General features: G+C 61.1%; 25 protein-coding genes, 1 tRNA gene and 1 pseudogene. 12 read left to right on the top strand and 15 right to left on the bottom strand.

Annotated elements, in window-relative coordinates; all coding sequences use genetic code 11:
* Positions 1–177: 177 nt before the first annotated feature.
* Positions 178–1,053 (bottom strand): ATP-binding protein, encoded by an 876-nt coding sequence (locus tag AC0L2A_RS18115; protein ID WP_287207575.1) that lies wholly within the window; start codon positions 1,051–1,053, stop codon positions 178–180.
* Between the two features lie 277 nt (positions 1,054–1,330).
* On the opposite strand from AC0L2A_RS18115, the gene yajC reads away from it, so the two are divergent.
* The 4 genes from yajC (at position 1,331) to AC0L2A_RS18095 (ending at position 5,806) form a co-directional block, all read left to right on the top strand.
* On the top strand, positions 1,331–1,669 hold the full coding sequence (gene yajC, locus AC0L2A_RS18110) for a preprotein translocase subunit YajC (protein ID WP_023802565.1): 339 nt from the start codon (positions 1,331–1,333) through the stop codon (positions 1,667–1,669).
* Positions 1,670–1,995: 326 nt separating this feature from the next.
* Entirely contained in the window at positions 1,996–4,548 is a 2,553-nt protein-coding gene (gene secDF, locus AC0L2A_RS18105; RefSeq protein WP_473609915.1) for a protein translocase subunit SecDF, read from the top strand.
* A gap of 15 nt (positions 4,549–4,563) precedes the next feature.
* Positions 4,564–4,953: an Mth938-like domain-containing protein gene (locus AC0L2A_RS18100; protein ID WP_287058086.1), complete on the top strand. Its 390-nt coding sequence runs from the start codon at positions 4,564–4,566 to the stop codon at positions 4,951–4,953.
* Position 4,954: 1 nt separating this feature from the next.
* Positions 4,955–5,806: a phytoene/squalene synthase family protein gene (locus AC0L2A_RS18095; RefSeq protein WP_473609913.1), complete on the top strand. Its 852-nt coding sequence runs from the start codon at positions 4,955–4,957 to the stop codon at positions 5,804–5,806.
* Between the two features lie 61 nt (positions 5,807–5,867).
* Here the strand turns inward: AC0L2A_RS18095 and AC0L2A_RS18090 are convergent.
* The 3 genes and pseudogenes from AC0L2A_RS18090 to trmFO form a co-directional block, all read right to left on the bottom strand.
* Positions 5,868–6,205, bottom strand: a pseudogene (locus tag AC0L2A_RS18090) (type II toxin-antitoxin system RelE/ParE family toxin).
* Positions 6,206–6,298: 93 nt separating this feature from the next.
* Positions 6,299–6,457: a type II toxin-antitoxin system ParD family antitoxin gene (locus tag AC0L2A_RS18085; RefSeq protein WP_473609912.1), complete on the bottom strand. Its 159-nt coding sequence runs from the start codon at positions 6,455–6,457 to the stop codon at positions 6,299–6,301.
* Between the two features lie 71 nt (positions 6,458–6,528).
* Entirely contained in the window at positions 6,529–7,938 is a 1,410-nt protein-coding gene (gene trmFO, locus AC0L2A_RS18080) for a methylenetetrahydrofolate--tRNA-(uracil(54)-C(5))-methyltransferase (FADH(2)-oxidizing) TrmFO (RefSeq protein WP_473609911.1), read from the bottom strand.
* Between the two features lie 102 nt (positions 7,939–8,040).
* Between trmFO and AC0L2A_RS18075 the strand changes: the two genes are divergently transcribed.
* Positions 8,041–8,640, top strand: a complete 600-nt coding sequence (locus AC0L2A_RS18075) for a hypothetical protein (protein ID WP_236473774.1) — start codon at positions 8,041–8,043, stop codon at positions 8,638–8,640.
* Positions 8,641–9,009: 369 nt separating this feature from the next.
* On the opposite strand, the gene AC0L2A_RS18070 is transcribed toward AC0L2A_RS18075, so the two are convergent.
* Positions 9,010–9,150: a DUF1127 domain-containing protein gene (locus tag AC0L2A_RS18070; RefSeq protein WP_023802557.1), complete on the bottom strand. Its 141-nt coding sequence runs from the start codon at positions 9,148–9,150 to the stop codon at positions 9,010–9,012.
* A gap of 54 nt (positions 9,151–9,204) precedes the next feature.
* On the bottom strand, positions 9,205–9,345 hold the full coding sequence (locus AC0L2A_RS18065; RefSeq protein ID WP_091596947.1) for a DUF1127 domain-containing protein: 141 nt from the start codon (positions 9,343–9,345) through the stop codon (positions 9,205–9,207).
* A gap of 236 nt (positions 9,346–9,581) precedes the next feature.
* Here AC0L2A_RS18065 and AC0L2A_RS18060 point away from each other — a divergent pair, with 236 nt between their 5' ends.
* Both AC0L2A_RS18060 and AC0L2A_RS18055 read left to right on the top strand, forming a co-directional pair.
* Entirely contained in the window at positions 9,582–10,697 is a 1,116-nt protein-coding gene (locus tag AC0L2A_RS18060) for a DUF2157 domain-containing protein (RefSeq protein WP_473609909.1), read from the top strand.
* Positions 10,694–11,275 carry a GDYXXLXY domain-containing protein gene (locus AC0L2A_RS18055; RefSeq protein ID WP_091596950.1) on the top strand — a complete coding sequence of 194 codons (582 nt, stop codon included), beginning with the start codon at positions 10,694–10,696 and terminating at the stop codon, positions 11,273–11,275. Before AC0L2A_RS18060 ends, AC0L2A_RS18055 begins: the two co-directional genes overlap by 4 nt.
* Before the next feature lie 90 nt (positions 11,276–11,365).
* Here AC0L2A_RS18055 and AC0L2A_RS18050 read toward each other — a convergent pair.
* Positions 11,366–11,448 (bottom strand) — tRNA-Leu (locus tag AC0L2A_RS18050).
* A gap of 340 nt (positions 11,449–11,788) precedes the next feature.
* Here AC0L2A_RS18050 and AC0L2A_RS18045 point away from each other — a divergent pair.
* Positions 11,789–12,589 carry a hypothetical protein gene (locus AC0L2A_RS18045; protein ID WP_473609908.1) on the top strand — a complete coding sequence of 267 codons (801 nt, stop codon included), beginning with the start codon at positions 11,789–11,791 and terminating at the stop codon, positions 12,587–12,589.
* A gap of 216 nt (positions 12,590–12,805) precedes the next feature.
* On the opposite strand, the gene AC0L2A_RS18040 is transcribed toward AC0L2A_RS18045, so the two are convergent.
* Positions 12,806–13,240 (bottom strand): hypothetical protein, encoded by a 435-nt coding sequence (locus AC0L2A_RS18040; RefSeq protein ID WP_473609906.1) that lies wholly within the window; start codon positions 13,238–13,240, stop codon positions 12,806–12,808.
* Here AC0L2A_RS18040 and tig point away from each other — a divergent pair.
* The gene (gene tig, locus AC0L2A_RS18035) at positions 13,218–14,690 is read left to right on the top strand and encodes a trigger factor (protein ID WP_473609955.1); all 1,473 of its coding nucleotides are present in this window, start codon (positions 13,218–13,220) and stop codon (positions 14,688–14,690) included. The genes AC0L2A_RS18040 and tig overlap by 23 nt on opposite strands.
* 62 nt (positions 14,691–14,752) lie before the next feature.
* On the opposite strand, the gene AC0L2A_RS18030 is transcribed toward tig, so the two are convergent.
* Together AC0L2A_RS18030 and AC0L2A_RS18025 are read right to left on the bottom strand one after the other, a co-directional pair.
* Positions 14,753–15,079, bottom strand: a complete 327-nt coding sequence (locus AC0L2A_RS18030; RefSeq protein ID WP_473609905.1) for an antibiotic biosynthesis monooxygenase family protein — start codon at positions 15,077–15,079, stop codon at positions 14,753–14,755.
* A gap of 64 nt (positions 15,080–15,143) precedes the next feature.
* On the bottom strand, positions 15,144–16,025 hold the full coding sequence (locus tag AC0L2A_RS18025; protein WP_473609904.1) for an alpha/beta fold hydrolase: 882 nt from the start codon (positions 16,023–16,025) through the stop codon (positions 15,144–15,146).
* 286 nt (positions 16,026–16,311) lie between these two features.
* Here AC0L2A_RS18025 and AC0L2A_RS18020 point away from each other — a divergent pair, with 286 nt between their 5' ends.
* The 3 genes from AC0L2A_RS18020 (at position 16,312) to AC0L2A_RS18010 (ending at position 18,992) form a co-directional block, all read left to right on the top strand.
* Positions 16,312–16,692 carry a c-type cytochrome gene (locus AC0L2A_RS18020; RefSeq protein ID WP_023802551.1) on the top strand — a complete coding sequence of 127 codons (381 nt, stop codon included), beginning with the start codon at positions 16,312–16,314 and terminating at the stop codon, positions 16,690–16,692.
* Positions 16,693–16,827: 135 nt separating this feature from the next.
* Entirely contained in the window at positions 16,828–17,775 is a 948-nt protein-coding gene (locus AC0L2A_RS18015) for a heme o synthase (protein WP_473609902.1), read from the top strand.
* A 398-nt stretch (positions 17,776–18,173) separates the two neighbouring features.
* Positions 18,174–18,992: a DUF2189 domain-containing protein gene (locus AC0L2A_RS18010; RefSeq protein WP_473490353.1), complete on the top strand. Its 819-nt coding sequence runs from the start codon at positions 18,174–18,176 to the stop codon at positions 18,990–18,992.
* Positions 18,993–19,050: 58 nt separating this feature from the next.
* Here AC0L2A_RS18010 and AC0L2A_RS18005 read toward each other — a convergent pair whose 3' ends face one another.
* From AC0L2A_RS18005 to ctaD, 5 genes are all read right to left on the bottom strand, one after another.
* Entirely contained in the window at positions 19,051–19,524 is a 474-nt protein-coding gene (locus tag AC0L2A_RS18005) for an aminoacyl-tRNA deacylase (protein ID WP_023802548.1), read from the bottom strand.
* A 179-nt stretch (positions 19,525–19,703) separates the two neighbouring features.
* Entirely contained in the window at positions 19,704–20,108 is a 405-nt protein-coding gene (locus tag AC0L2A_RS18000) for a cytochrome C oxidase subunit IV family protein (protein WP_473515760.1), read from the bottom strand.
* Between the two features lie 31 nt (positions 20,109–20,139).
* A complete protein-coding gene (locus AC0L2A_RS17995; protein ID WP_128169954.1) occupies positions 20,140–20,862 on the bottom strand; it encodes a heme-copper oxidase subunit III family protein in 723 nt (240 codons plus the stop codon).
* A gap of 13 nt (positions 20,863–20,875) precedes the next feature.
* Positions 20,876–21,580 carry a cytochrome c oxidase subunit 3 gene (locus AC0L2A_RS17990; RefSeq protein WP_473609901.1) on the bottom strand — a complete coding sequence of 235 codons (705 nt, stop codon included), beginning with the start codon at positions 21,578–21,580 and terminating at the stop codon, positions 20,876–20,878.
* Complete coding sequence (ctaD, locus tag AC0L2A_RS17985; RefSeq protein WP_023802544.1) at positions 21,577–23,346, bottom strand: cytochrome c oxidase subunit I; 1,770 nt, start codon at positions 23,344–23,346, stop codon at positions 21,577–21,579. Before ctaD ends, AC0L2A_RS17990 begins: the two co-directional genes overlap by 4 nt.
* Between the last annotated feature and the right edge of the window lie 25 nt (positions 23,347–23,371).

Raw genomic sequence — 23,371 nt, 5'->3', positions numbered from 1 at the left:
ACCTATCTTGAATAGAACAAGAAAAGCGATTGCGGGCCGCCTGACCTCCAGTCCGGCCCGCCGGCTCAGCCCGCTCCGCAAGGGGCGGGCTTTTTCAGGGGCGTTTCCGGACCATGATCTTGTCCGAAAACCGGGCTCCACTTTTTGCTACGCTGACCTTCGGTTCGGGATCATGGTCTAATCCTGGAGCGACTTGCCGAGCCGGCCTGCCAGATCCTGGGTGTACTGCCAGGCCACGCGGCCCGAACGGCTGCCGCGCGTCGTCGCCCATTCCAGCGCCTCGGCGCGCAGCGTCTCGGGATCGATGGCAAGTCCGTGATGGCGGACATATCCATCGATCATGTCGAGATACTCGTCCTGCGAGCATTTGTGGAAGCCGAGCCAGAGGCCGAAACGGTCGGAGAGCGAGACTTTTTCCTCGACCGCTTCCGACGGGTTGATGGCGGTCGAGCGCTCGTTGTCGATCATGTCGCGCGGCAAAAGGTGGCGCCGGTTCGACGTGGCGTAGAAGATCACATTGGCCGGGCGGCCCTCGACTCCGCCTTCGAGCGCCGCCTTCAGCGACTTGTAGGACGTGTCGTCGTGGTCGAATGAGAGGTCGTCGCAAAACAGGATAAAACGGTAAGGCGCTGCCTTCAGCAGCGCCATCAGCTTCGGCAGCGTGTCGATGTCCTCGCGGTGGATCTCGATGAGCTTGAGTGGCAGGTCCAGCTTTGCCGATGCGTTGACCGCCGCATGCACGGCCTTGACCAGCGAGGATTTTCCCATGCCGCGGGCGCCCCACAACAGCACGTTGTTGGCTGCGTAACCGGAGGCGAAACGCTCGGTGTTGTCGACCAGTATGTCGCGGACGCGGTCGACGCCGCGGATCAAACCGATGTCGACGCGGTTGACCTTGCGCACCGGCTCCAGATAGCCAGGATCAGCCTGCCAGACAAAGCAGTCGGCCCCGCCGAGATCGGTTTCCGGCACCGGAGGCGGGGCGAGGCGGGCGACCGCCTCGATCAGGCGGTCGAGCTTCCTGTTCAGGGCTTCGATGGTGCTGTCGGTCATTCTTGTCTTTTGTTTTTGCATTCACGAAGCAACGGAACCTATTGATTCCGGCGGTTCCGGAACCGGCTCCAACCTTTTGTTAGGGCACGATCTTTTTCGAGAACCGCGCTCCATAATTCGGGACCATGCTCTAACACGGCTCAACCAGCCGGAAAAGCAGCTGAAATGCTCGGCCGCAGTTGCATTGGCAACTTTACCGACTATATTCCGGCCAAATTTCACGGGGCCGCCAAATTACCCGTTTGGCGGCTGTTTTTCAAAATTCAGGAGTACTTCGATGTTCGTGACACCGGCATATGCCCAAGGCGTCGGCACCTCCCCGGATATGTTCATCAGCATTTTGCCGTTTGTCCTGATTTTCGTGATCATGTATTTTCTGATCATCCGGCCGCAGCGCACGCAGTTGAAGAAGCGCGGCGAGATGCTGGCGGCGGTGCGCCGCGGCGATACGGTCGTCACTGGCGGCGGTTTCGTCGGCAAGGTGACCAAGGTCATCGATGACAACGAGCTCGAGATCGATCTCGGCGGTGGCACCAAGGTAACGGCGCTGCGCTCGACGATCGCCGATGTGCGCGTCAAGGGCGAGCCAGTGGCGAACCAGAACGCCAAGAAATAAACCGATTGTCGGCGAACGATCTGCGGAAACACCCAGACCGACAAACGCCATTTGCTGAATTTTCGCGCTTCAGGACGAACCTGATCTGGCTGGCCGCCGGTATCACGGGGCGCCAACGATCTCGTGATGCCATTGCGCGCTGCTCCCATGACGGCAAGATTGACAATAGTTGAAGAAAGCCCGATGGCAGCATCAAAGTGAACTGCCTTGTGCTCGACATCAACCTTTGTGCGGACCACGGCGAGCCAGTGGCGAACCAGAGCGCCTAGAAATAACCCAATTCCAGGCGGAACGATCCGCCCGAATGCCGTGACGGACGACGCCATATGCTCTATTTCTCGCGCTTCAAGATGATCCTGATCTGGCTGGCCGTGGCCGCCACAGTGATCCTGGCTGCGCCCAATCTTTTTTCGGCAAGCACGCTCGCCAAGCTTCCCGACTGGGTTCCGAAGCGCCAGATGACGCTCGGCCTCGATCTGCAGGGCGGCTCGCATATCCTGCTCAGGATGGATCCGAACGATCTGATCAAGGATCGGCTGGAGACGACGCGCGACGAAATCAGGACGCGGCTGCGCGATGCCAAGATCGGTTATACCGGCCTTGCCGGATCAGGCCGGGCCGTGCAGGTCCGCATCACAGATCCCGGTCAGGTCGAAGCCGCCAAGACGGCGCTGAAGACATTGACCGACCCGGTGGCCGCCGGCCTGTTCAGCGGCGGCTCCGTCCAGGAAATGTCGCTGGATGATACCGAGCCCGGCCTGCTCAAATTCGCCTTCACCGATGCCGGCATCAAGTATCGCACGTCGACGGCGCTGGCGCAGTCGCTCGAAGTCGTCGAGCGCCGCGTCAACGAACTCGGCACCACCGAGCCGATCGTGCAACGCCAAGGCGACGACCGCATTCTGGTCCAGGTGCCGGGCCTGCAGGATCCGCAACGGCTGAAGGACATTCTAGGCCAGACCGCCAAGCTGACCTTCCAGATGGTCGACCAGTCGATGCCGGTGCAGGACGCGCTCAACGGTCGTCCGCCGGCCGGATCCTCGGTGTTGTATTCGCAGGATGATCCGCCGGTTCCCTATCTGATCGAGAACCGCGTCATCGTTTCTGGCGAAAGTCTCGTCGATGCGCAGGCGACGTACAATTCCCAGACCAATGAGCCGGTGGTTTCGTTCACCTTCGATTCCAAGGGGGCGGCGCGTTTCGGCCAGGCCACCTCGCAGAATGTCGGCAAGCTGTTTGCCATCATCCTCGACAATCAGGTGATTTCGGCGCCGCAGATCCGCGAACCGATCCTTGGCGGCAGCGGCCAGATCTCAGGCAATTTCACCGCCGAGAGCGCCAACGATCTCGCCGTGCTGTTGCGTGCCGGCGCGCTGCCGGCGACGCTGACGGTGATCGAAGAGCGCACGGTAGGTCCTGGGCTCGGCGAAGATTCCATTCACGCCGGCAAGGTTGCCGGCGTGATCGGCTCCATCCTCGTCGTCGTGTTCATGTTCGTGGCCTATGGCTTTCTCGGCTTCATTGCCAACATCGCGCTGGCGGTGCATGTCGCGATGATCATCGGGTTGTTGTCATTGCTTGGCGCGACACTGACATTGCCCGGCATCGCCGGCATCGTGCTGACCATCGGCATGGCAGTCGATTCAAACGTTCTCATCTACGAGCGCATCCGCGAGGAGCGACGAAACGGTCGCTCGGTAATCCAGGCGATCGACACGGGTTTTTCCAAAGCGCTGGCGACCATCGTCGATTCGAACGTCACCTCGCTGATCGCGACCGTGGTGCTGTTCTGGCTCGGGACCGGCCCGGTGAAGGGCTTTGCCGTAACTTTCGCCATCGGCATTCTGACCACCGTCTTCACCGCCTTCACCTTCACCCGCCTGCTGGTGTCGATCTGGCTTCGCCGCGCCCGCCCGAAGGAATTGCCGCGCGCGCCGGTGACCTTCGTCCCGCCGGGCACGCGAATTCCGTTCATGGGCATCCGCCGCTGGACATTCGCGCTGTCCAGCGTGCTGTCGATCCTGGCGGTCGTGCTGTTCATGACCGTCGACATCAATTACGGCATCGACTTCAAGGGCGGGTCGCTGATCGAGGTCCAGGCCAAGGATGGCACCGCCGATATTGCCGACATCCGCGGCAGGCTTTCGGAACTCAATATCGGCGAAGTGCAGGTGCAGCAGTTCGGCGACCCGAACGACGTCTTGATTCGCGTCGGCACGCAGGAGGGCGGCGAGAACGCCGAACAGACCGTCATCGACAAGGTGCGTGGCGAGTTGCAGGACCATTACGATTTCCGCCGCGTCGAAGTGGTGGGACCGACGGTCTCCGGCGAGCTTGCCAAGCAAGGCACCATCGCCATGCTGATCGCGCTGCTCGGAATCCTGGTCTATGTCTGGTTCCGCTTCGAATGGCAGTTCGCGGTCGGCGCCATCATCGCCACGGTCCACGATGTGGTCATGACCATCGGCTTCTTTGTCATCACCGGTCTCGAATTCAACCAATCGTCGCTTGCGGCGATACTCACCATCATCGGCTACTCGCTCAATGACACGATCGTCGTCTATGACCGTGTTCGCGAAGACTTGCGAAAATACAAGAGGATGCCGCTGCCGCAATTGTTGAACAACGCCATCAACGAGACGCTGTCGCGAACGACGCTGACCTCGGTGACGACGATGCTCGCGCTGCTGGCGCTGGTGCTGTTCGGCGGCGAGGTGATCCGCTCGTTCACGCTGGCGATGCTGTTCGGCGTCGTCTTCGGAACCTATTCGTCGATCTTCATCGCCGCGCCATTGCTCATCCTGTTCAAGCTGCGGCCGGAAACCGCGACGGCCGATGTGGAGAAGCCGGTGAGCGGCGGCAAAGCCATAGCAACCTGACGGGCGGCCAGCGCGATGACCAAAGGCATTGTCATCCGTGAGGCGCATTTCCCCGGCCGTGCGCCGATCGAGGCCTACGGCAATGGCGGGTTTCGGTTCGCCGACATGTCGCATCGCGGCTCGCTCCTGTGCCTGCCGTCGGGCATCTATGGCTGGGAGCCGGCTGATCCCCTGGCGCTGACGGCGGCGGATTTCGCCAAGTTGCTCAACGAGGCTGACCAGGTCGAGATCCTGCTGGTCGGCGCCGGCAAGGATCTCAGGCCGTTGCCGGCGGCGCTGCGTGCTGCGCTGAAGGCGGCGGGCATTGCGGCCGATCCGATGTCGACTGGTGCTGCCGTGCGGACCTACAATGTTCTCCTGGCGGAAAACCGTGCGGTGGCCGCCGCGCTGATTGCCGTCGAGTGACGTGAGCGAAAACGCCAAAATCGTCATGGAAACGGTGCGCGCCGCCGATCATGATCGCTATGTTTGCGCGCTCTATGCGCCCGAGGACAAGCGTGACGCGCTATTTTCGCTCTATGCCTTCAATGCCGAGATATCAGGCATTCGCGACCGTATCCGCGAGGCACTGCCCGGCGAGGTGCGACTGCAATGGTGGCGCGATGTCATCGCCGCCGAGGACGCCGGGGTAGGCACAGGCCATCCCGTCGCCGACGCGTTGAAGGCGACGATTTCCGCCCATCACCTGCCGAAGCCCGCCTTCGAGAACATGCTCGAAGCCCGTATTTTCGATCTCTATGACGACCCCATGCCGTCACGCACCGATCTGGAAGGCTATTGCGGCGAGACAGCAGCGGCGCTCATCCAGCTTGCAGCAATGGTGCTCGATCCCGTCGAAGCGCCGCGTTTCGCCGAACTTGCGGGCAGGGCAGGTTGCGCACAAGCGATGACCGGCCTTTTGCTGCTGCTGCCATTGCATCGCAAGCGTGGGCAATGCTTTGTCCCGGCCGACATTCTGGCCGCGGCAGGATCATCTTCCGAGGAGTTCGTTGCGGGCGATGACGGGCCTGGAGCAAAACGCGCCGTCGCCGCGATGATCGCGCTGGCGCAAGAACATCTTGCAGCATTCGAGCAGGGCGCAGCGTCGTTGCCGGATTCGCTCAGACCAGCATTTTTGCCGCTGGCCTTGTCGCGCGCCTATCTCGGCAAGATGGAAAGTTCTCGTCAGTCACCTCTGAACGGGGTGGCGCGGCTCTCGGCCTGGCGCCGGCATTTTCTGTTGTTGCGCCGCGCGACGCGAGGCTGGCCGGACGCCTGAAGGCTGCCAAGGATGAAGGAATCCGGAAAGCTGGAACTATCACGGCAGCCGTAGACTTCTGTCACGATGGGTCGCTCGATCCGCCATCGCGCATCAGCGCCTCATAGTCGCGACCGCCATAGAAGATGTTGACGATGCGGACGAGTTCGTCATCGACAACGTAAGCGATGATGGCAGAGTGCTCGAACGGCACTGTCCGCAAGCCCGGCGCAATGTCATCGCCCGACCGGCCACCACGAGGCGCATTGCCGATGCTCTGGCAGCGTTGTTTAATCTAATCCGATCGACAAAACCATTTGCGATGCTTTCGCTGCCGCTGCTCTCAAGGATGTAGGCAGCCATCGCTTCGAGATCGGCAATAGCTTCTTCGCTAAGAGCGACGGCGAGACGCTGTATCATCATTGTCTCGCTCGCGTTGTGAAATCCGGCTCTTTACCCTGTCGATTGCTTCTTCGAGCGAAACAGCGGGCCTTGTATCCTCGATCGATGCCTTTACCGCTCGGCATGCTCTTCCTCCTCGCGCTGGAAGGCACGAAGTGCTGCGCGGATCACCTCGCTCGCCGAACCAAAGGTACCATCCTCGACTTTTTCGCGGATCATGCGCGCCATGGCGGGCGTGACGGTGACGGACAGTTTCTCGGCGGGCTCCATGGAATTGCTCCCTGTGGCGAGGTAGGATAATATCCTACCTCCGATCAACTGATCGACAAGACCGGAAAAGGCTACTCCGCTGCTTCCGCCCGCGAAGGCAGCCCTAGCCATTGCCGGCAATCATCCAACGCACGCGATGTAACAGCACGCCGCTTGGCGACGATCTTGTCCTTGCCGCGCAGGCGTTTTCCCTCGGCTTTCGTCGCTTCCACCGGAGGGAACAAGCCGAAATTGATGTTCATCGGCTGGAATGAGCGCTTTCCTGGCTCGTCGTCGGAAACGATGTGACCGCCGGTAATATGGTTGAGCAGCGCGCCAAAGGCTGTGGTCATCGGCGGCAGCGCCGGCGCGTGGCCCAACCGCTCGGCGGCGGCAAAGCGCCCGGCAAGCAGGCCGATGGCGGCACTTTCGACATAGCCCTCGCAGCCGGTGATCTGGCCGGCGAAGCGCAGGCCGGGCCGTGATTTCAACTGCAGCGATCGGTCAAGCAACGTCGGCGAATTGATATAGGTGTTGCGGTGCAGGCCGCCGAGGCGGGCAAACTCGGCGTTTTCGAGGCCCGGGATGGTGCGGAACACGCGCACCTGCTCGGCGTGCTTCAGCTTGGTCTGGAAACCGACCATGTTGTAGAGCGTGCCCAGCGCATTGTCCTGGCGAAGCTGCACGACGGCATAGGCCTTTACCGACGGATTGTGCGCATTGGTCAGCCCCATCGGCTTCATCGGCCCATGGCGCAGCGTCTCGACGCCGCGCTCGGCCATGATCTCGATCGGCAGGCAGCCGTCGAAATAGGGCGTGCCTTCCCATTGCTTGAATTCGGTCTTTTGGCCGTCGACAAGCGCCTGCACGAAGGCAAGATATTGCTCCTTGTCCATCGGACAGTTGATGTAATCCTTGCCGGTGCCGCCAGGTCCGACCTTGTCGTAGCGCGACTGGAACCAGCAGATGTCCATGTCGATCGTGTCGAAATGGACGATCGGCGCGATGGCGTCGAAGAAGGCGAGCGCATCGGCCCCGGTCACCTCCGCGATCGATTGGGCGAGCCCAGGTGCGGTCAGCGGGCCGGTGGCGATGATCGCCTGGTCCCAATCCGCCGGCGGCAGGCCTGGAACTTCCTCGCGCTGGATGGTGATGAGCGGGTGCGCTTCGAGCTTTTTTGTCACCGCTCCGGAAAACCCGTCGCGGTCGACAGCCAGCGCACCGCCGGCCGGCACCTGGTGCGCGTCGCCGGCGCTCATGATCAGCGAACCGGCCAGCCGCATTTCGGCGTGCAGCAGGCCGACGGCGTTGGTCTGCGCATCGTCGGAGCGGAAGGAATTGGAACAGACGAGTTCGGCCAATCCATCCGTCTTGTGCGCATCGGTGCCGCGGATGGGGCGCATTTCATGCAGCACGACGGGAACGCCGGCTTCGGCCGCCTGCCAAGCGGCTTCAGAACCGGCCAGGCCACCGCCGACGACGTGAATGGGATTCTTGTTCATGAGCGCCGAAATAATCCTTTGTAGCTGCGATTGCAATTACGCGAGCCGGCCGCGTTGTTGCCGCCAAGCGCGGCAATCGTCTACTGTCGGAGAATGGACGGGATGCTTGGGATCTTTGCCAGAGCGACATTTCTGACAGTCGTGATCGCCGTGGGCGGATCAGCCGCCGCCGGCGAACTGGCTGCGACGGCTTCCAAGCGGATCCCCATCTGCCACGGCTACAGTTGCAACTATCGCACGATGCTGGCGCTTGGCCCCGGTGACGGCGCGCGTTTCCGCTCTATCCTGCGTGCCGGCGCCGGTTCGCCCCAAGCCGAGCGAGCCGCCATTTCGAAGGCTGTTCGCTATTTCGAGCAGCGCATTTTCCGGGCCACCGGTATTCGCGATCTGCCGCAGTCGGAATTCGGCGCATCGCGCATCAGGGGCCAGATGGATTGTGTCGACGAATCGACCAATACCCATGCGCTGCTGGCCTATCTTGCCGAGCGAAAATTGCTCAGGTTCCACAAGGTCGAGGACAAGGCCTCGCGAGGCTTGTTTGTCGACGGGCGCTATCCCCATTGGACGGCGGTGATCAGCGACCGCAGGGGCACCGAGTGGGTGGTGGATTCCTGGTATGCGCCGATGGGTGGCGCACCGGACATTTTTCCGCTGAGCCAGTGGAAGAAGCGAGGTGTGCTGGAAAGCGGTGCGCTCGACTGACGACAGGGACTTCCCCGCCAGGACGAATTCCCAGAACGATTCTCAGAGTGTGCGTCGAGCCTGAAAAACAACAACACCCGCCGGGGGAGGATCCGGCGGGTGTCGTTTTGCTGGTCGATCCTCGGGAGGAGGTGAAGATCGACCGTATTCGCCATCGCCGGGGAGGAGGTCGGCTTTGACGAAATTCCTTTCGCCTGATGGAAGGGGGCGAAACCCTTTTGGACGAAATCGCTTCGCCCTGGGGGAAACAGCGCCCGCCGCGGGAGGAGGTGCGGCGGGCGCCGTTTTTGTGGTCAACCCTCGGGAGGAGGTGAAGGCTGACCGTATCCGTCAGGGTCGGGGAGGAGGTCGACCCTGGCGAAATTCTGACTAGATCGCCTTGCGGGCGATGCTCTTGATCTCTTCGCGGACGATGCCGAGATCATGCAGCTGGCGGTTCGAAAGGCGACCCAGCTCGGTAACCGTCGAGCGATAAACGCGCCAGTTACGATAGTTGCGGATCAGGTTCATTATCGTTCTCTTTTCAAGTCAAACTGGTTCGGACCATTTGCGGTCCGAAGAGGATTAGACCGCCTTGCGGGCGACGTAGTGGATGTCGCTGCGGCTGATGCCGAGGTCGGTCAGTTCACGGGTGCTCAGGCGGCTCAGCTCGGAAACAGTGTCCCGGTAGCGGCGCCAGTTGCGGTAGTTGCGGATCAGGTTCATGGTATTCTCGTTTCGTCTTTCTTCCGGATCATTCCGTCTTTGTGTACGACCAGAAGATAGGTCGGGTCATATCGATTTAAAAGCGCTATTGGTGCATGGCAGCAATGCAAATTGTGCAATGCACAATCACCGGCAATTCTCGTCTTCGACATAGATTGGCCCGAATCGGAAAATGCCGTAGCGTCAACGGCTTGTCCGGGTCGGCTGAAGAAACGACCAAGCTGGAGGAGAAAGGCATGGCGAGCTATTCGTCGCGGGTCAGGGCCGATATCGCACGATGGCTGCAGGCCGGCCTGATCGACGCCTCGACGGCCGACGCGCTGACGCGCGACGTCGACGCCAATGGGCGCAATTCACTGAGCTTCGGTTCGATCTTGGCGATGATGGCGGCGCTGCTTTTTGGTGCGGCCGTGCTGATCTTCGTCGCCGCCAACTGGGAAGCGATCCCGCGGCTGGCGCGGGTGGCTGGGCTCTTCGCCATCATCTTCGCCGGCTATGTCGGCGGCGCCGTGCTGAAGACACGCGACCATGCTGCAATCGGCGAGGCATTCTGGATCGTCGCCGCAGCGGCATTTGGCGGATCGATCGCGCTGATCGGCCAGATGTACCATTTGTCCGGTGATGAAGCGTCGGCCTTGATCACCTGGGGCGCGGGCACCGCCCTGGCGGCAGTTGCGCTGCGCTCGAACCCGCTGACCGTCGCTTCTGTCGGCATTGCCGACGCGTGGCTGTTCCTGAGAGGCTTCGACTATTTCAGGCGCTCGGAATTTCCGCACCTGTTCGTCGCCATGGCGATCGTGTTGTTCGCCATTTCGTTCTGGACCCGCAGCCAGGCGGCGCGGCATCTGATCGTCCTGTCGGTCATCTTTTATCTCGTGCTGTTGTTTACGGAATACGAAACGCTGCAGGTCGCCATCCCGCTCATTGTCGTGTCGGCGCTGCTTTTCGCGGCTGCCATCTTCGCTGCCGAGCCCGTCGACCGGATATTGCAGCTTGGCGGCCGTCTGCCCTTGCATGCGCTGATTGGGTTTCTCACCGGCCTGGCGATGATCCAGTTCGAACTGGCTGGTGAAAGCAATAACAGCGGCTTCGGCATTGCCTCGGCCATTGCGCTTGCCGGCATTGTCGCGGCAATCGTGCTGGGCGGCCGCGAGAGCAGGGGCTTGCGCTGGGTTGCCTATGCCGGCTTCGCCTTCGAACTCGCCATCATCTATGTGGTGATGCTGCAGTCGATGCTCGACACGGCAGGCTTCTTCCTTGCAGCCGCTATGCTTCTTGGCCTGCTTGCCCTTGTCATCCTCCGCGTGGAGAAGCGCATGAGGCTCCCGAGCGTAGAAGGAGCAGCGGCATGATGACCGGCAAAAAACTGATCATTTCAGCGCTGGTGCTGGCACTCGTCCAGATCGGCTTCCTGATGTGGATCATCGCCGGCCGGGCGGCGATCCTGCGCGACGGCGAGCAGGTGCTGCTGAGGGTCGAACCGATCGACCCGCGCGATCTGCTGCGCGGCGACTACATTATACTCAGCTATGATATTTCGCGCCTGCCGGTGAAGCTGATCGCCAACATTCCGACCGGCAAGCTGACGAGCGACGATACGCCGATCGTGGTCAGGCTGAGACGGGGCTCCGACGGCTATTGGGGCGCGACCACGGCCTGGTTCGGGCAAGCGCCGGCACCGGCAGCATCCGATGAAGTCGATATCGTCGGGCATGTGTCAGAAGGGTGGGATCTCAGCGCAGCTACGACGATCGCGCCGAATTACGGCATCGAGCGCCTCTATCTGCCGGAAGGCGAGGGGATGGCGATCCAGAACGACATGCGGGTGCGGCCGTTCGGCGTCCGCGTCGCAATCGCAACCGATGGCGCCGCGCAGATCAAGGCGCTGATGGACGGCGACAAGACGCTGTTCGAGGAACCGCTCTATTAGTATTGGCCCGGATTAGAATTGGGAAAGCGCCACCGCGACCCCCAACGCCTTCCGGTACTGGAACCTTGATCCACTGTTCGAGGGGAGCAGTGGTGCGGGTAGAGGGACTCGAACCCCCACGCTCTCACGCCAGAACCTAAATCTGGTGCGTCTACCAATTCCGCCATACCCGCTGGCTTCGTTCACCGTGACATGTCTATGTCACAACCCATGTCACAAGTTCAACACTTAGATTTTCGAGGGTTTTGGGCCTCGCGTTGGCGTTCGGGGCCACGGCGCGGACTTTCTGTCCACAGTAGGCGACGGCGGCGCAAACGAACTGTCGGCGGCCGGGTCTTCCTGCCCAAGGATGTATTCAAATTCTTTCAAATTGATTCGGAATATTTTTCTACCCGTAAGTCACGACCGCAAACATTGTTTCGTGTGAGCGATTCAAACACTCTCTGGGTTCGTTATTGCTAAAGTAGCAAAATTGAAACTGCTGCTGTGGGGTAATTACCAAAGGAGAGTGTCATGGCAAACGTCGTTAACAGTTTCGCCGCAGCTTTGGCCTGTGGTGCACTTGTTTTATCTCTTTCTTTTCCCTCCAGCGCAGGCGGCATTAGCGTCGGCGCCGGCGCATCGGTTGGCGGCCGAGGCGGTGTAAACGCCGGTCTCGGCGCCTCGATCGGCGGCAGTGGCGGCGTCAATGCGGGAGTCGGCGCTTCGATCGGCGGTAGCAGCGGGGTAAATACGGGAGCCGGCGCATCGATAGGCGGCAAGAAACGCATTATCGCGGGTGTCGGCGCTTCGATCGGCGGCCGAAGCGGGGTGAATGCCGGCGCCGGTGCATCGATCGGCGGCAGCAGGGGCATTAGCGCTGGTGCCGGCGCCAATGTCGGCGGCACTCGTGGCGTCACGGCTGGCCTGGGCGCCAATGTCGGCGGCACTCGTGGGGTCACGGCTGGCCTGGGTGCCAATCTCGGCGGCACTCGTGGCGTCACGGCCGGGCTGGGCGCCAATGCCGGCGGCACCGGCGGTATCACTGCTGGCGCAGGCGCAAATGTAGGCGGCACCGGCCTCGTTGCAGCGGGTGTGAGTGCCAATGTTGGTGGGACGACCGGGGTCGGCGTCGGTGTAGGCGTCGGCGGCGGGACCCTTGCTGGCACACCCGCGACTCCTGGAACACCCGGGACTCCTGGCGTGAGCGTTGTCGCGCAGATGTCCAGCACCCAGTTGATACGGATGAAGAAGCGCTGCGTCGACGTGCTCGGGAGCGGCGGCACATACGATCGCGACCTGCGCGAGCTTTGCTTGCTGATCGCACGCCGCTGAGAAGACTGTTGCGCAAACGGGAGTGTCGCATCGGCCGTACAGGCTTTCGCGGCCGGCCCGCCACTCGGAAGGTGGCGGGCTTCTCTGCGTCAGGACCGCTGCGCCAAGCGGCTGACGACTTCGGGGTAGCTACACCAGCGGGAGCCAAGTCGGAGTGGAGCCTAAATCCAGCGCGTCCAGCAATTCCGCCGCATCCGCGTTGCCCGCAGGCAGCCATCATTCTGTCAATGTCGCGGTCAAAATAGCGGCCGTTCGCAGGCGCATGATCCCGAAAAACGAAAAATCGTATTTTTGGGGATCATGCGCCAAAATCAAGGTGCTCCAGCTTCCTGTGCGCGTCCAAGATGACGCGCGGCGCTGTAGACGCGAAGATGGTTGAAAATCGGCCGCGCCTGTGACAAAAGGCGTGTCGAATGTGACGGGATGCGACGATCCACTTCTGCAGAATGTGATAAGAAGTCGGAAAAACAAAGACTTATTCACATTTTGGAGCGTGTTTCTGGACGATTTTGAGCCGCGTTGAGTGGACAGATCGCCAAGTCCCGCACCAAAAGCCATTCCCGGCAAGATCATACCGGCAGGCTGTAAACGGCAAGAGCCGTTTGGCTGCGGAAACGAAGGTTCTATGATGCAGGTCACCGAAACGCTCAACTCCGGTCTCAAGCGCGAGATCAAGATCACCGTGCCGGCCGGTGACATGGAAGCCAAGCTGATGGCGCGGCTTTCAGATGCCAGGAGCAAGGTCCGCATCAACGGCTTTCGCCCCGGCAAGGTGCCGGTGCAGCACCTGCGCAAGGTCTATGGCAAGTCGTTCATGGCCGAAGTGGTCAACGAGATCCTCAACGATTCGACCCGTTCGATCATTACCGGCCGTGGCGAAAAGGCTGCCATGCAGCCCGAAGTGATCATGACCGAGGACGAGAAAGAGGCCGAGAAGATCCTGGCCGGCGGCGCCGACTTCGAATTCCGCCTGAACTACGAGATCATTCCGCCGATCGAGATCAAGGATTTCTCCGACATCAAGGTGACGCGTCAGGTGTTCGACGTGCCGGATTCGGAAATCGACGAGCAGGTCAAGCGTGTCGCCGAATCGGCGCGCACCTACGAACCGAAGACCGGCAAGGCCGCCGAGGGCGACCGCGTGACGATCGACTATGTCGGCAAGATCGATGGCGAAGCCTTCAGCGGCGGCGCCGGCACCGACCAGCCGCTGGTGCTCGGCTCCAAGGAATTCATTCCCGGCTTTGAGGATCAGCTCATCGGCAGCAATGCCGGCGACGAGAGGCAGGTCACGGTCACGTTCCCGGAAAACTACCAGGCGGCGCATCTTGCCGGCAAGGAAGCCACCTTCGACGTCACCGTCAAGGAAGTGTCCCAGCCCGGTGCGTTGGAGATCAACGACGAAATGGCCAAGAATCTCGGCCTGGAGTCGCTGGAGCGTCTGCGTGAGGTGGTGCGCGGCCAGATCGAGAACCAGTTCGGCTCGATGACGCGCCAGAAGATCAAGCGCCAGCTGCTCGACCAGCTCGATGCCGCCTACTCGTTCGAGGCGCCGTCGAAGCTTGTCGAGGCCGAGTTCAACAACATCTGGAACCAGGTCAACCGCGATCTGGAAGCCGCCGGCCGCACCTTCGCTGACGAGGAGACGACGGAAGAAGAGGCGCGCGCCGAATATATGCGGCTTGCCGAGCGCCGTGTGCGTCTCGGCCTGGTTCTCGCCGAAATCGGCGAGAAGGCCGGCGTCACCGTGTCGGACGAGGAATTGCAGCGCGGCCTGCTCGAGCAGGTGCGCCGCTATCCGGCCAACCAGCAGCAGGAAGCCTTCGAATTCTACCGCAGCAATCCTGAAGCGCTGAACACGTTGCGCGCGCCGCTGTTCGAGGAGAAGGTGGTCGACCATCTGCTCAGCCAGATTTCGGTCACCGACGTCAAGGTCAGCAAGGAAGAGCTGATGGCCGACGACGAGGACAGCGAGACGGCCAAGTCGAAGCCGGCGAAGAAAGCCGCAGCAAAGAAGGCCGACGCCAACAAGGCCGACGATGCGGAAGAGCCCAAGAAGAAGCCCGCGCCGAAGAAGAAAGCTGCCAAGGACGCCGAATAACACGGCATTCTGCTGGATGTGAAAGGCCGCCCTCGAGGCGGCCTTTTTTTCGCCGCGCCGCATTACTCGTGAGGCAGTTGGCTGACGAGGATACGCATCACGGTTACTCGCTTGGGCAGCTCAACGAGAAACTCTTCGTCACGCGGCAGGTGATGGATCTTGTGCGGGTCACCGCCGGTGAAGCTCGCCATTGCTTCGACATCAGGCCAGTACGAGATCGTCACGAACTCTGTTTCTTCTTCGCGATCCTCGCGAAACAACTGCACGCCAAGTGCCTTCTCCTGAAGCGGCGGAATGCCTTCGCGGCGTAGATATGGCTCGTAGGCGTCCGCCAAGTCACGGCGTGTCGTTCCCCGCCAGATCCGGGCGATTGTGGCGTTGTCGATCATGGAGTGCGCTCCTCTCGATGGGTGGTCAGCAATGGCGGAATCCGCTGCGGCGTTGTGCGGGCGATTAATGCAGGACCTTGCCCAGAAACCGTCGCACAAGTGGCAGGGCGACCTCGAAGTGTGTCTCCAGCAGCCAGTGCCCTGCGTCGTCCAGCAAATGCAGCTCGGCCTCGGGGAGATCGCGCAGATAGGCGCGCGCTGCCGGCTCGGGCATGTATTCGTCCTTCGGTCCCCAAAGGATCATTGCCGGTGGCCGGTGCACGCGCAGGTATGCCTGGTAACGAGGGAACCAGTCGAGATTAGCCTTGAGCTTCTCCATCAGTCCGACTGAAAGCGCACGGCGCACAGGCGTATCCATCAGCGGCCAATGCAACTTCCACAGATCGGGCGGGACACGTCGAGCGACGTCGTCATCGACTTCGCCTACGAACTCGGCGCGAAAGCCGTCTTCGCTCACCGCCTGTTCGAGCGGTGTACGGTTGGCTGGCGAAGGATCACGCCAGAAGCGCCGGATCGTTTCGTATTTCGGGCCAAGAGCATCGGCGTAGATGTCGCCATTCTGGATGATCAGGGCCCTGATCCGGGATGGGTGCGCTATGGCGTGGCGCAGGCCGATCTGCGAGCCGTAGTCGTGCAGCCATAACGCGTAGCTGTCGAGCTCCAGCGCGTCGGTGAACCGCTCCAGGAACGTTGCATAGGCATCAAAATCATAACCGAACCGTGCCGGATCGCCACTGTAGCCAAAGCCGGGGAAATCCGGCGCGACCGTCCGCCACCGATCGGCGAGCGCCGGCATCAGCCGGCGATATTGGAAGGATGAGCAGGGATAGCCATGCGGAAGCAGCAACACCGGCGCGGTTTCAGGACCTGCTTGTCTGTAAAAGACGGTGTCGCCGTCGATCGTGCGGGTGCCGTGGCGCACCTCCAGGTCGCTCCTGTCGTTCATACACTTCTCTGATCTTTTGATCTTCCAGACGTTTAACCGTAGCTGGTCTAACGCCATTACCCGGTATGCGTTCCGGTTACGCTCGACGCCGATCGGCCTGCCTCGTCGCTTCGGCGCCAATCTTGCTGGTCGACTTCTTCTATCTGCCGGCCAGATTTTGTGGTATGTAGATGCCGCAATTCCATGCGGGAGACGCGGATATTCCGCTCTGTCGTGCAAGGGGCGCATGCCGTGTCGGCAGGCGCAGATCGTCCAAGGCAGATTTGGCGATCGGGGAGGAAATGCCATGCGTGCAATCGCGTTTTTCGCAGTCGTGTCCGTTGCGACCTTTGTCACGAGCCAATCCCAGGCACAGGATGCGGCCGCCGGTGAGAAGGTCTTCGCCAAATGCAAGGTTTGTCACGTCGTTGACAAGGACCAGAACAAGGTCGGTCCGTCGCTGAGCGGCGTCATCGGCCGGACGGCCGGCACGCATCCGGGCTTCAAGTATTCTAAAGCCATGACCGAGGCGGGTAAATCCGGCGTCAAATGGGACGACGCCACGCTGACGAATTATCTTCGCGATCCCAAGGCCATGATCAAAGGTGGGAAGATGGCGTTTCCCGGCCTCAAGAAGGACGAGGATCTCGCCAACGTCATCGCCTATCTGAAGCAATTCTCCAAATGACCCGGTTCTTCCGCCAGGAAGTAACCCGGTTCTTCCGCCAGGAAGTAACCCGGTTCTTCCGCCAGGAAGTAACCCGGTTCTTCCGTCGGCCGATGGGCCGGCCAGATTGCGTGTGCCAATCGGTAGTCGCCTGAAATGTCGGCTCGGGAAAGCGGCCTCAAGGATACCGGTATCCAGATCTCTGAAGCGACGGTCAGTGATTTCTTCGCGCTTTTGAAACCACGCGTCATGGCGCTTGCTGTCTTTACCGCTTTCGTCGGCCTGATGGTGGCGCCCGGGGCGATGAACCCGGTCATCGCCGTGATTGCAATCGGTGCAATTGCGGTTGGAGCGGGAGCGGCCGGGGCACTCAACATGTGGTACGATGCCGATATTGACGCGTTGATGTCGCGCACCTCAAAGCGGCCGGTCCCGTCAGGCCGGGTCACGCCAGGCGAAGCGCTCGGCTTCGGCATGGTGCTTTCCGTGCTTTCGATCATGACGCTCGGCGTGCTGGTGGGGTGGCTCGCCGCATCGCTGCTGGCCTTCACCATCTTCTTCTACGTCGTCATCTACACGATGTGGCTGAAACGCTCGACGCCGCAGAACATCGTCATAGGTGGCGCCGCGGGTGCGCTTCCTCCGGTCATCGGGTGGGCGGCCGCCACTGGCGCCGTCGGGGTTGAAAGTCTCGTCCTGTTTCTGATCATTTTCCTCTGGACGCCGCCGCATTTCTGGGCGCTCGCGCTGTTCAAGATCGGCGACTATGCCGCGGCCGGCATTCCGATGATGCCGAACGTGGCCGGCCAGGTTTCGACCAGAAAGCAAATCTTCGTCTATTCGCTGATCCTGGCGCCAATCGGCGTGCTCCCTTGGGCTGTCGGATTCGCGAGCGGATGGTACGGGATTGTTTCGGCCGCATTGGGCGCGGGTTTCATCTGGCATGCCTGGAAGCTTCTGGTCGACAAAAGATTGGCTGAAGGGTGGGAGATGAAACGCGCAAAGGCGCTGTTTGCCTATTCGATTCTCTATCTTTTCGCGATCTTTGCCGTGCTGCTTGCCGATACCGTTGCAATGCGTGTCGTCATGTCAGCCGGAAATTGACGGCATGACCTGCGTCATGGCTGCATTGAATCCCGATGTTCTCGGATTGTTGTCGGGTCGGCGATTGCTGAACGAGGTGCGTCCGAACCTGCTCAAACCTCACGTTGGCACTGCGCAGAATCCCAGCACCAGCAGAATAACTATGCCAAGGCCGAGTATAAGAACGGTCTTTCCATCCATGACCTTCACCCTTCAACCCAGCTTTGAGACTAGCGAAGAAAGGCCGTTAGAGCCAGCGGGATCACCGGAGCCGTGCCCGCAGACAAAGGGCGGCGACAAATGCCATGCAAGAGCGTATGTTGATCATGGTGCAGGTCGCGGTTTTGCGTGGCCAGTCACGCTGAACGACAGCACCGTGAAATCGCGACCTTTACCGGACCTGGTCTGGAGGAATGGTCATGGCAAGTTTTCATGTGATTGCAGGCGCCAGCGAGACGCTGGAGCACACCAGAATTCGAAAGATAGGCGTTTCCGACCTTTTCGACGCGCTCAAGCGTGGCGTCGACGATTTCATGGTCAAACCGTCGCACATCGTTTTCCTTTGCCTGATTTATCCGCTTGTCGGCGTCGTGCTCGCTGTCTGGACGTCGGGCAACAACACGTTGCCGCTGTTGTTTCCGCTGGTGTCTGGTTTTGCGCTGATCGGCCCGTTCGCGGCGCTCGGCCTGTATGAGATCAGCCGGAGGCGGGAGGCCGGGCTCGACGCCTCATGGAGCCACGCTTTCGAGGTCAGGAATTCTCCAGCGCTGCCGGCCATCGCGGCGGTCGGGATCATGCTGCTTGCGATCTTCGTCGCCTGGCTGTTGACCGCGCAGATATTTTATCAGCAGGTGTTCGGTCCAGCCCCGCCGGAATCACTGTCCAGCTTCATCAGTGAAATATTCGCCACCGGGCGCGGCTGGACGCTGATTATCGTTGGCCACGCGATCGGCTTCGTCTTCGCCGCGGTCGTGTTGTGCACCACGGTCGTCGCGTTCCCGTTGTTGCTCGACCGCGACGTCGGCGCCTACGAAGCCATCCATACCTCGGTGCGGGTGGTCCTGGCGAACCCGATCGTGATGGCTGTCTGGGGCCTGATTGTCGCCGTCGCCCTGATCATAGGCTCGCTGCCGGTGTTCGCCGGGCTGGCGGTGGTGCTGCCGATCCTCGGTCACGCCACCTGGCACGTCTATCGGAAAGTCGTGGAATCGCCGGCCTCCACCAGACCGGCGGACTGAAAAAATCCTGCCCTGCCGCACCGGCGAGAGGCCGCTGCGGCAGGTTGGCAAGAGCGTTTTAGTAAGCCGGGTAGCTAAAGCGGGCTTGCTGTGCGTCGCTGGTCAGGTTGCGGAAATCCTTGCCGCTGACATGCACGAGCGTCCTGTGGTCGCCACCCTCGAAATAGATATCGCCGGCATTGCCGAGGCTTTCATCGACAATCACCGGCACATCGTAGGCCGCGCCGATCGGCGGGATGGCGCCGGTGTCGCAATCCTCGAACAGCGAAACCACCTCGTCCTCGGAGGCGAGCCCAATGCGCTGGTGCATGACGTCCTGCAATGTGCCGAGCTCGATCCTGTGCGTGCTCGGGACCACGGCCAGCGCATAGCCACCGTCGTGGTGAACCACCACCGATTTGGCCATTATGCTGCCGGGCACATGTGCCGCTAAGGCGGACTGCCTGCTTGTCGACGTGCGGTGGTGCTCGACGGTATCGTAGGAAATTCCTTTCTCGTCGATAAAGTCCTTCAATCTGTTTGCGATCGTCATCTTGAGCCTCCCTTCCTGGAGTTCACGACGGAGAACCGACGAAAATCGTTCTCCTTCTGTCGTTTTCCGGTGGTGACAAAAATGGGCCAGCTGTCGACCGTTTCAAGGCAACGCAGAGCGGGCCGTGAACAGCCCCTCCGGCCCTCGACGGGAAATGCTGCCCGAACCCGGATTGCGCGTCAGGGCTCGGCCCCAAAAAACAGCATCCGGGTGAGAAGCGTGTACTCCGATTCGAAGACCATCATTGCCACGAACACCAGCACCAGGATCGGCGGCAATATGATCGCATAGGTCAGCGCCAGCCGCTCCCAGGCCATGTGCATGAAGACCGCGACGATCAGCCCGGCCTTGAGCATCATGAAGATCAGGATCAGCGACCATCTGAGATAGCCGTGGAGGCCGACATAGTCGACCAGATAGGAGCAGGCGCTGAGGATGAACAGCCATGCCCAGACCACCAGATAGAGCCTGATCGGGTGCTCCTGATGGACCTCCGCAGGGGCAATGCCTGCTGCTGCCGGATCATGCGCTTGCGTTCCGTGCAGCGTATGTTGCCCCAGACCGTTTGCGGTTGCTTCAGCCATATCTGCCTCTCACCAAAGCCATGTCTGCCTCTCACCAAAGATAGAAGAATGCGAAAATGAACACCCAGACCAGGTCGACGAAATGCCAGTAGAGTCCCATGATCTCGACGTGCTCGTAGCTGCCCCTGCGGCTGGTGAAGAACCCGGGCCGGCCGGTTTCGTAATCTCCGCGCCAGACCTTTCGCGCCACGATGATCAGGAAGATCACCCCGAATGTCACATGGGTGCCGTGAAAGCCGGTGATCATGAAGAAGGATGACCCGAACTGCGCCGCACCCCACGGATTGCCCCAGGGCCGTACCCCCTCGGAGATCAGCTTGGTCCATTCGAAGGCCTGCATGCCGACGAAGGTTGCGCCGAGCGCTGCGGTCAAAAGCATCAGGATCGCCGTCTTGCGGCGGTCGTGGCGGTAGCCGAAATTCACCGCCATGGCCATCGTTCCGCTGCTCGAAATCAGCACGAAGGTCATGATGGCGATAAGGATCAGTGGAATATTCGAGCCGCCGATATGAAGGGCAAAGACCTCGCTCGGATTGGGCCACGGCACTCGGGTGGACATGCGCGCGGTCATGTAGGAGAGCAGGAAGCAGCCGAAGACGAAGGTGTCGCTGAGCAGGAAGATCCACATCATGGCCTTGCCCCAGGACACGTTCTTGAACGCGCGCTGATCCGAGGACCAGTCGGCGGCGACGCCTTGCAAGCCAGCCGGCCGCGCCTGTGCTTGGCCGGTATGCGTCACTGTCGTGTCTGCCATCCGTCCGGCCCTCCTAGGTCAGCAGCTGTCGGCAAATCTCGATAAAAGTAGCGGCCCAGCCGGCCAGAAGTGCAAAAATGGCGAGCCAGACGAAAAGCAGGAAATGCCAGTACATGGCGCACAGTTCGACACTGAGGCGAAGCCGCTCCGGCCGTGCTCCGTTCCAGGCGCCGGCAGTTGTTCTGCCCAGGCCCACCAGCCCGCCCAATATGTGCAGCCCATGCATCCCGGTTATCAGGTAGAAAAAACTGTTGGCCGGATTGGCGGTCAGCAGGTAGCCGTCGGCGGTCAGTTCCCGCCAGGCCGCAAGCTGTCCGACCAGGAAGGCAAGCGCGGTGAGCCCAGCCGTGACGAGGCCGAGCCTGACCGCGTCGATATCGCCCCGGCGCGCAGCGACCGAGGCGCAGTGCAGCGCGATGCTGCTCAGGACCAGCACGCCGGTGTTGAACCAGAGCACGCGCGGCAGCGGCAGCGCCTGCCAGTCCGACAGCGCCATGCGCATGAAGTAGGCGCTGGTGAAAAGCGCAAACAGGCAGCCGACGACGGCGAGGAAGACGCCGAGCCCGATCTTGGCGGTCGGCAGCGCCGATCCTTCCGGGCCTATAATATCCCCGATCAAACCTTGCTCGAGCCATGGCTTGGCCATCAGCCGCTGATGGGAAAGCCACCATCCGACAAAGCCGACGATGACGAGGAGGAAGACCAGAATGACGCTCATGCCGGCTCCCTGGAGGATCCGAAAGAGCCCGGCATGTTTTGCGGGATAAAGTCCTCCTTGGCGCCCGGGACGCTGTAGTCATAGGCCCAGCGATAGACGATCGGCAGTTCCTTGCCGAAATTGCCATGGGCGGGCGGTGTTTCCGACGTCTGCCATTCGAGCGTCGTGGCGCGCCATGGATTGCCGCCGGCCTCGCGGCCATGGCGGATGCTCCAGATCAGATTGAACAGGAACACGATTTGGGCAAAGCCGACGAGGAACGCCATGATGCTGATGAACGCGTTCAGATCGTGGGCCGACTCGGTCATCACCGTCGTGGCGGTCAGTTCGTTGTAGCGGCGCGGCACGCCCATCAGGCCGATGTAGTGCATGGGAAAGAAAATCAGATAGGCCCCGAGGAAGGTGACCCAGAAATGGAACTGGCCCATGGCCTCGTTCAGCATCCGGCCAGTGACCTTCGGGTACCAGTGATAGATCGCCCCCAAGATCACGAGGATCGGGGCAACGCCCATGACCATATGGAAATGGGCAACGACGAACATCGTGTCCGATAGCGGAACATCGACGACGACGTTGCCGAGAAACAGTCCGGTCAGCCCGCCATTGACGAAGGTGACGATGAAGGCCAGCGCAAAAAGCATTGGCACGGTGAGGTGGATATCGCCGCGCCACAATGTCAGCACCCAATTGTAGACCTTGATCGCGGTCGGGACGGCAATGATCAATGTCGTGGTGGCGAAGAAGAAGCCGAAATAGGGATGCATGCCGCTGACATACATGTGGTGCGCCCAGACCACGAAGCTCAGCGCGCCGATGCCGACGATGGCCCAGACCATCATCCGGTAGCCGAAGATGTTCTTGCGCGCATGGGTGCTGATCAGGTCGGACACGATGCCGAAGGCCGGCAGCGCCACTATGTAGACCTCGGGGTGGCCGAAGAACCAGAACAGATGCTGGAACAGGATCGGGCTGCCGCCGCCGTGCTGCAGTTGTTCGCCCATCTCGACGATGGCCGGCATGAAGAAGCTGGTGCCGAGCGCACGGTCGAACAGCATCATCACGCAGGCGACAAACAGCGCCGGGAAGGCGAGCAGCGCCATGACTGTCGCGGTGAAGATACCCCAGACGGTCAGCGGCAGGCGCATCAGCGTCATGCCGCGTGTGCGGGCCTGCAGCACCGTCACGACGTAGTTCAAGCCGCCCATGGTGAAGCCGATGATGAACAGGATCAGCGAGACGAGCATCAGGATGATGCCCCAGTCCTGGCCGCCTGGTGTGCCGGTCATGATCGCCTGCGGCGGATAAAGCGTCCAGCCGGCGCCGGTCGGTCCGCCGGGCGCAAAGAAGCTCGACACCAAAACCAGCACGGCGAGCAGGTAGATCCAGTAGCTCAGCATGTTGACATAGGGAAAGACCATGTCGCGCGCGCCGACCATCAGCGGGATCAGGTAGTTGCCGAATCCGCCCAGGAACAGTGCCGTGAGCAGGTAGATCACCATGATCATGCCGTGCATGGTGATGAACTGGTAGTAGGCTTCCGGGGTGATGAAGTCGAAGGTGCCGGGGAAGCCGAGCTGCAGCCGCATCATCCAGGACAGCACCAGCGCCACCATGCCGATTGCCGTCGCCGTCGCCGAATACTGGATGGCGATGACCTTGGCGTCCTGCGAAAAGACGTACTTCGTCCACCAGCTGTGCGGATGGTAGAGTTCCATCTCCGCGACTTCGGCCGGCGGTACCCCATCTGCAGGTGTGACATCGACCATATAGGAACACCTCCGTGTCCTTTTC

Source organism: Mesorhizobium sp. WSM4844 (assembly GCF_055811775.1).
Note: the sequence above shows the minus strand (reverse complement) of the source record. Positions and strands in the feature narration are given on the sequence as shown.

Bases quoted from the DNA above. Each gene is read 5' to 3' on its own strand.
- AC0L2A_RS18070 (WP_023802557.1), bottom strand. From the start codon at position 9,150: ATGAACCTGATCCGCAACTATCGTAACTGGCGCGTTTATCGCTCGACG.
- AC0L2A_RS17990 (WP_473609901.1), bottom strand. From the start codon at position 21,580: ATGAGCGTCATTCTGGTCTTCCTCCTCGTCATCGTCGGCTTTGTCGGA.
- AC0L2A_RS18045 (WP_473609908.1), top strand. From the start codon at position 11,789: ATGGCAAACGTCGTTAACAGTTTCGCCGCAGCTTTGGCCTGTGGTGCA.
- trmFO (WP_473609911.1), bottom strand. From the start codon at position 7,938: ATGAACAAGAATCCCATTCACGTCGTCGGCGGTGGCCTGGCCGGTTCT.
- AC0L2A_RS18010 (WP_473490353.1), top strand. From the start codon at position 18,174: ATGGCAAGTTTTCATGTGATTGCAGGCGCCAGCGAGACGCTGGAGCAC.
- ctaD (WP_023802544.1), bottom strand. From the start codon at position 23,346: ATGGTCGATGTCACACCTGCAGATGGGGTACCGCCGGCCGAAGTCGCG.
- AC0L2A_RS18020 (WP_023802551.1), top strand. From the start codon at position 16,312: ATGCGTGCAATCGCGTTTTTCGCAGTCGTGTCCGTTGCGACCTTTGTC.
- AC0L2A_RS18100 (WP_287058086.1), top strand. From the start codon at position 4,564: ATGACCAAAGGCATTGTCATCCGTGAGGCGCATTTCCCCGGCCGTGCG.
- AC0L2A_RS18085 (WP_473609912.1), bottom strand. From the start codon at position 6,457: ATGGAGCCCGCCGAGAAACTGTCCGTCACCGTCACGCCCGCCATGGCG.
- AC0L2A_RS18025 (WP_473609904.1), bottom strand. From the start codon at position 16,025: ATGAACGACAGGAGCGACCTGGAGGTGCGCCACGGCACCCGCACGATC.
- AC0L2A_RS18115 (WP_287207575.1), bottom strand. From the start codon at position 1,053: ATGACCGACAGCACCATCGAAGCCCTGAACAGGAAGCTCGACCGCCTG.
- tig (WP_473609955.1), top strand. From the start codon at position 13,218: ATGCAGGTCACCGAAACGCTCAACTCCGGTCTCAAGCGCGAGATCAAG.
- AC0L2A_RS18065 (WP_091596947.1), bottom strand. From the start codon at position 9,345: ATGAACCTGATCCGCAACTACCGCAACTGGCGCCGCTACCGGGACACT.
- yajC (WP_023802565.1), top strand. From the start codon at position 1,331: ATGTTCGTGACACCGGCATATGCCCAAGGCGTCGGCACCTCCCCGGAT.
- AC0L2A_RS18015 (WP_473609902.1), top strand. From the start codon at position 16,828: ATGTCGGCTCGGGAAAGCGGCCTCAAGGATACCGGTATCCAGATCTCT.
- secDF (WP_473609915.1), top strand. From the start codon at position 1,996: ATGCTCTATTTCTCGCGCTTCAAGATGATCCTGATCTGGCTGGCCGTG.
- AC0L2A_RS18055 (WP_091596950.1), top strand. From the start codon at position 10,694: ATGATGACCGGCAAAAAACTGATCATTTCAGCGCTGGTGCTGGCACTC.
- AC0L2A_RS18000 (WP_473515760.1), bottom strand. From the start codon at position 20,108: ATGGCTGAAGCAACCGCAAACGGTCTGGGGCAACATACGCTGCACGGA.
- AC0L2A_RS17995 (WP_128169954.1), bottom strand. From the start codon at position 20,862: ATGGCAGACACGACAGTGACGCATACCGGCCAAGCACAGGCGCGGCCG.
- AC0L2A_RS18030 (WP_473609905.1), bottom strand. From the start codon at position 15,079: ATGATCGACAACGCCACAATCGCCCGGATCTGGCGGGGAACGACACGC.
- AC0L2A_RS18005 (WP_023802548.1), bottom strand. From the start codon at position 19,524: ATGACGATCGCAAACAGATTGAAGGACTTTATCGACGAGAAAGGAATT.
- AC0L2A_RS18060 (WP_473609909.1), top strand. From the start codon at position 9,582: ATGGCGAGCTATTCGTCGCGGGTCAGGGCCGATATCGCACGATGGCTG.
- AC0L2A_RS18075 (WP_236473774.1), top strand. From the start codon at position 8,041: ATGCTTGGGATCTTTGCCAGAGCGACATTTCTGACAGTCGTGATCGCC.